Origin of the sequence: Streptomyces sp. SID5910, assembly GCF_009862125.1 — a bacterium.
Classification (GTDB): Bacteria; Actinomycetota; Actinomycetes; order Streptomycetales; family Streptomycetaceae; genus Streptomyces.
Genome location: NZ_WWHX01000808.1, coordinates 1 through 5,663 on the forward strand (window position 1 = coordinate 1; position 5,663 = coordinate 5,663).

A 5,663-nucleotide genomic window follows, 5' to 3' on the forward strand; every position below is an offset into this window, starting at 1 on the left:
CCGCCGCTGTCCGAGCCGCCCCAGTCGCCCTCGCCGGCCACGGTCAGCGCACCGCCACCCGTGTGCATCCCGCCTCGCGGCTCGTCGTGCTTGCTTCCGCTGTCGTGCTCCTTGCTGTAGGAAGAGTCGTCGTGGTCCCAGTCGCCACCGGCCGCCGCGTAGGCGCCGGGAGCGCCGAGGACGAGGACGGCCGAGGCCGCCGCTGTGGTCAGGAGAGTGCGAGCAGTTCGCATCCGAGATTCCTTCCGCCACGACCGGGCAGCTGGTGCTTCGTCAGCTGATCCGACCCGGCCCTGACGTGATTTACCGTCAGTCAGCCCTCCGGCTTCCACCACTCAAGGCGCTCACCCGGGTGAACCCCGCGGGCCCGGGGCATGCGCTCGCGGGGCCCGGGGGTCTTCCCCACCACCGCCGTCCACCGATCGGTGGACGGCAGGTTCAGCCGGACACCTCTGTCCGTCAACTGCCCTGCTCCGTGAGGCTTTCGGGCATGAACTCAATGACTGTGCGCATGGCGCGCTGGAGCGCACGGCACCCCTGGCGGGCCGTCGTCGGCTGGCTCCTGTTCGTGGTGCTGTGCCTGGTGACCGGCTCGGCCGTCGGCACGAACAGCGCCACGACGGCGGACTACCGCGTCGGTGAGGCCGGCCGCGCCGAGGCCATGGCGGCCGAAGGGCATCTGGAACGCGGATCCGCCGAGCAGGTACTGATCTCCGCCCGTTCGGGTGGCACGGACGGGCGGGAGCCCGAGACGGCGGCACGGGACCTGACGGCCCGGATGAGGGCGCTGCCCGAGGTGGCCGGCGTGGCCGCGCCGGTGTGGTCGGGCGACCACCGGATCCTGCTGGTCGAGGTGGTCCTGAAGGGTGAGGAGCGCGAGGCGAAGGACAAGGTGGACGCGCTCCTCGCCCAGACGGCGGCGGTGCGGAAGGCGCACCCCGGGCTGCTGCTGGAGGAGACCGGGAGCCCGTCCGTCAGCAAGGGGGTCGACCGGCAGCGCGGCGAGGACCTGGCGCTGTCCGAGAAGATCACGCTGCCGGTCACCCTGGTCACCCTGCTGATCGCCTTCGGCTCGGTGGTCATGGCCGCGGTGCCGCTGCTGCTCGCGCTGACGTCCATCGCGGGGGCGATCGGCCTGTCGATGGTGGTCTCCCACCTCTCCCCCGACGCCGGCGTCGGCACCAATGTGATCCTGATGATCGGCCTCGCCGTCGGCGTCGACTACACGCTCTTCTATCTCAAGCGGGAGCGCGAGGAACGGGCCCGGGCCGGGGGCCGGCTGAGCAGCGAGGCGCTGGTGGAGCTGGCGGCGGCGACGTCGGGCCGGGCGGTCGTGGTGTCGGGCCTGGCGGTCGTCGTGTCCACGGCGACGCTGTACCTGGCCTCCGACGTGATCTTCTCCTCGCTGGCGACCGGCACCATCGTGGTCGTCCTGGTGGCCGTGGCCAGTTCCCTGACGGCGCTGCCGGCGCTGCTGACCCTGCTCGGCAGGCGCGCGGAGCGCAGGGCGGCGCGCCGGGCGGAGCACGGGAAACCGGCCCGGCGTGTACGCGGTGACGGCACCGGCCGGGTCTGGACGGCCGTGCTGCGGCCCGCCACCGGGCACCCGCTCGCCACCCTGTGCGTCTCGGTGCTCGCCCTGCTCGCCCTCGCGCTTCCGCTGACGGGCCTGAAGATCACGGAGATGAGCCGGGACACGCACTCACGGGACATCGCCGCCATGCGGGTGTACGACCGCCTCAACGAGGCGTTCCCCGAGCGGCGGGTCACCCACGACGTCGTCGTGCGGGCCGACGCGGAACGCGCCGGTGACGTCGCGGACGCGCTGCGCGGGCTCGCCGGGCTCACCGGCGAGGACCCGTTGTTCTCCGGTGCCTCGGACGTCAGCACCTCGGCCGACCGCCGGACCAGTGTGCTGCGACTGACGGTGCCCCACCTCGGCAACTCCGCCGAGGCCGGCGACTCGCTCGCGCGTCTGCGCGACGACTATCTGCCGGCCACGGTCGGCAAGGTCGACGGCGCGGAGTACGGCGTCAGCGGGGACGTGGCCCGCTACGCGGACTATCCGGCCCACCAGAACAGCAAACTCCCCCTCGTTCTCGGGGCGTTGCTGCTGGTGACGTTCGCGATGACCGTGTACGCCTTCCGTTCCGTCGTGCTCGGTCTGATCGGGGTCGTGCTGAACCTCCTGTCGGCCGCGGCGGCGCTCGGAGTGCTCGTCCTCGTCTTCCAGGGCACCTGGGCCGAAGGGCTGCTGGACTTCCACTCCACCGGCTCGATCGGCTCGCGGGTCCCGCTCTTCCTCTTCGTGATCCTGTTCGGCCTGTCCATGGACTACCAGGTGTTCGTGGTCAGCCGGATCAGGGAGGCGGCGCTCGACGGGGTGCCCACGCAGCAGGCGGTGCTCGCCGGGATCCGGACGTCGGCGAGCGTGGTCACCAGTGCCGCGGTCGTCATGACGACCGTCTTCGTGAGCTTCGTCCTCCTGCACATCATCGAGATGAAGCAGATCGGCTTCGTCCTCGCGGCCGCGGTGCTGCTCGACGCCTTCGTGGTACGGATCATGATCCTGCCGGCGGCGCTGCTCCTGCTGGGCGAGAAGACCTGGTGGCCGTCGCGCCCGGGGCGCCAGGCCGCCGCCGGGACGGACCTCGCCGTACCGGTCCGGCCGGTGGCCGACGTACGTTGATCGGCATGACCGCTCTCACCGGGCCCTCGGCCGACGCCCTCTGGTCCGCCGCGCTGCGCCGCTGGAACGCCGTGTGCTGGGTGCTGTTCGCCGCCATGGCCGTCGGGCTCGCCACCATGGACGGGCCCGGCGGGAGCAGGTACCGGGCGCTGGCGCTGCTCGGCTGCGTGGTGCTCTGCTACGCGGTGCTCGACCGTTTCCCCGACAACCCCGTCGTACGGCCGCAGGTGTACCTGTCGGTGCTGGTGTGCGCGCTGGGCGGCCTCGCGTATCTGCGCGGCAGCTACGCGGCGCTGTTCATGGTGACGCTGCCGCACTACTGGATGTTCGGGCGGACCCCGAAGGCGTCCATGGGCTTCCTGGGGCTGGCGACCGCGACGACGCTCGCGGGGAGCTGGTCCCGGCAGGGCTGGTCGCTGGAGTTCTTCAGCGAGACGATGGTGTCCACCCTGATCGTCGTGGCCGTGGGCGTGCTGATCGGGCTGTGGGCGCACGCGGTGGTCGCGCAGAGCACCGAACGGGCCCGGCTGATCGTCGAGCTGGAGCGCACCCAGGCGGAGCTGTCCGAGGCGCACCAGCGTCAGGGGGCCGCGGACGAACGGGAGCGGATGGCGCGGGACATCCACGACACCCTCGCCCAGGGGTTCGCGTCGATCGTGGTCCTCGCGGAGGCGGCCCGGGCGACTCTCGGCACCGAACCGGCGCGCAGCGCCCAGCAGTTGCGCTCCATCGAGTCGACGGCCCGCGAGAACCTGGCCGAGGCGCGGGAGCTGGTGGGCTCGGCGCAGCGGCGGGGCGGCGCGCCGGCCGGCACGGTGACGCAGACGCTGCGCCGCGTCCTGGACCGCTTCACGGAGGACACCGGGCTCACGGTGGCCGCCGACCTCGCGGACGTCCGGTGCGACCAGCAGACCCGGATCGCGCTCGTGCGCTGCACCCAGGAGTCCCTCGCCAACGTCCGCAAGCACGCGCGGGCCTCGACGGTCGGGGTGGTCCTGTCCCGCCGGCCCCACGGTGTGGAGCTGGAGATCACCGACGACGGCGTCGGCTTCGTGCCGGAGGAGTCGACGGGGTTCGGGCTCGACGGGATGCGCAAACGCCTGGCGGAGCTGGGCGGCAGGCTGACCGTCACCAGCTCGGTCGGCGACGGCACGCGGGTGCTCGCGGTGATTCCCCTGGAGACGCCGGCCGAGGCCGGGGACACGGAAGACGAGGCGACGCGATGAACGGCGGACGGATCCGGGTGGTCGTGGTGGACGACCACACCGTCATGCGGGCGGGCGTGGTCGCGCTGCTCGCGGGCGAGGACGGCATCGAGATCGTCGGGGAGGCGGGCGACGGCAGGGCGGCCCTCGCCCTGGTCGAGCGGCACGCCCCGGACGTCGCGCTGGTCGACCTGCGGATGCCGGTGCTCGACGGGGTGGGGACGACCACCGAGATCGTCGCCCGGTATCCGGGGACGCGGGTGCTGATCCTGACGACGTACGACACCGACCAGGACATCGAGCGGGGGGTGGAGGCGGGTGCCATCGGCTATCTCCTCAAGGACACCACCCGTGAGCAGCTCGCCGACGCGATCCGCGCGGCGGCGCGGGGCGAGACCGTGCTGGCGCCGCGGGTGGCGGAAAAGCTGATCGCGCGCATGCGGCGCCCGGCGCAGGACCCGCTCACCGCACGTGAGACGGATGTGCTCGGGGCGGTGGCCGACGGTCTGACCAACGCGGAGATCGGCAGACGCCTCGTCATCTCGGAGGCGACGGTCAAGACGCATCTGCTGCGCCTGTTCGCCAAGCTCGACGTGAACGACCGGACGCGGGCGGTGGTGGTGGCCATGGAGCGGGGGCTGCTGCGACGGCCGTAGGAGGGGCCGCTTTCCCGTCACCGCGGTCCGCTACTCCTCCGGGTCGTCGTGGGTCGGGTCGGTGACCTCGGGGTGTTCGCGGCGGGAGCCGGGGGCGGCGCGGTCGGGGGCGGCCTCGCTGTGCGGGGACTGGGCCGGCGGGGGCGGTGCCGTGTCGCCGGCGGCGCCGACGCCCGCGGCGGGCAGGCGCAGCGCGAGCAGGGCCACGTCGTCGCCGCGGGGCGCGATGCGTGCCAGCAGCTCGTCGCAGAAGTCGTCGACGGTCCGCTCCCCCAGCCGGCGGGCCAGGACGCCGGCGTGGTGGCGGAGCTTGGCCATGCCGAGGTCGATCGGGCGGTCGCGGCTCTCGACCAGGCCGTCGGTGTAGAGCAGGAGGATGCTCTCGGGCGGGAGTTCCTCGCGGGCGTCGGGCCAGTCCAGGCCGAGGCGCAGGGCCTCGCTCATGCCGATCAGCGGGCCGTGGCCGCCCTCCAGATAGCGGGTCTCGCCGTCCGACGTGATCAGCAGGGGCGGCGGATGACCGGCGTTGACCCAGTGGAGCCGCCAGGGCCCGCCCTCGGGACCCTCGACGCGGGCGAAGACGAGCGTGGCCATGGGGGCGTCACTGGTGTGGGTGACGGCCTCGTCGAGACGGTGCATGATCACGCTGGGCGGCTCCTGGTGGTCCCAGGCCAGGGCGCGGAGCATGTTGCGGACCTCGGCCATGTGGGCCGCGGCCTGGAGGTCGTGCCCGACGACGTCCCCGATGACCAGGGCCATCACCCCGTCGGCGAGCAGGAACGCGTCGTACCAGTCGCCGCCGATCTCCATGGCGCTCTCGGCGGGCCAGTAGCGGGCGGCCATGCGGACGTGGTCGACCTGCGGGAGCGGGGTGAGCAGCTGGCGCTGCATGGTCTCGGCGACGTTCTGCTGCTCGTGGTAGAGCCGGGCGTTGTCCATGACCAGCCCGACGCGGCGGCCGATGTCGGCGAGCAGGGCGACCTCGGCCTCGGTGTGGGCGGGCGCGTTCCCGGCGCGGGCCACGGTCAGGATGCCGTAGGACCGCTGCCGGGTGCGGAGCGGGACGACGGCGGCGGTGTGACCACCGAGCTGTTCGAACAGCGCCCGGTGGGT

Annotated in this window: 4 protein-coding genes and 1 pseudogene; 3 read left to right on the top strand and 2 right to left on the bottom strand. The window is 73.0% G+C overall.

What is annotated here, in order from left to right; genetic code table 11:
* Positions 1-233 (bottom strand): annotated as a pseudogene (locus GTW67_RS28555) (hypothetical protein); the annotation flags it as partial.
* A gap of 257 nt (positions 234-490) precedes the next feature.
* On the opposite strand from GTW67_RS28555, the gene GTW67_RS28560 reads away from it, so the two are divergent.
* From GTW67_RS28560 to GTW67_RS28570, 3 genes are read left to right on the top strand one after another with little or no spacing between them, the layout of a single operon-like run.
* Positions 491-2,689 (top strand): MMPL family transporter, encoded by a 2,199-nt coding sequence (locus GTW67_RS28560; RefSeq protein ID WP_161167644.1) that lies wholly within the window; start codon positions 491-493, stop codon positions 2,687-2,689.
* Between the two features lie 5 nt (positions 2,690-2,694).
* Positions 2,695-3,915, top strand: coding sequence for a sensor histidine kinase (locus GTW67_RS28565; RefSeq protein WP_202437817.1), 1,221 nt, complete (start codon positions 2,695-2,697; stop codon positions 3,913-3,915).
* On the top strand, positions 3,912-4,550 hold the full coding sequence (locus tag GTW67_RS28570; RefSeq protein ID WP_161167646.1) for a response regulator: 639 nt from the start codon (positions 3,912-3,914) through the stop codon (positions 4,548-4,550). The genes GTW67_RS28565 and GTW67_RS28570 overlap by 4 nt, the downstream gene beginning before the upstream one ends.
* A gap of 30 nt (positions 4,551-4,580) precedes the next feature.
* Here the strand turns inward: GTW67_RS28570 and GTW67_RS28575 are convergent.
* Positions 4,581-5,663 (bottom strand): PP2C family protein-serine/threonine phosphatase (locus GTW67_RS28575; protein WP_161167647.1); only part of this gene is annotated, 1,083 nt, incomplete at its 5' end.

Excerpts from the sequence above, each read along its gene's own strand:
- GTW67_RS28570 (WP_161167646.1), top strand. The coding sequence starts at position 3,912 with ATGAACGGCGGACGGATCCGGGTGGTCGTGGTGGACGACCACACCGTC.
- GTW67_RS28565 (WP_202437817.1), top strand. The coding sequence starts at position 2,695 with ATGACCGCTCTCACCGGGCCCTCGGCCGACGCCCTCTGGTCCGCCGCG.
- GTW67_RS28560 (WP_161167644.1), top strand. The coding sequence starts at position 491 with ATGAACTCAATGACTGTGCGCATGGCGCGCTGGAGCGCACGGCACCCC.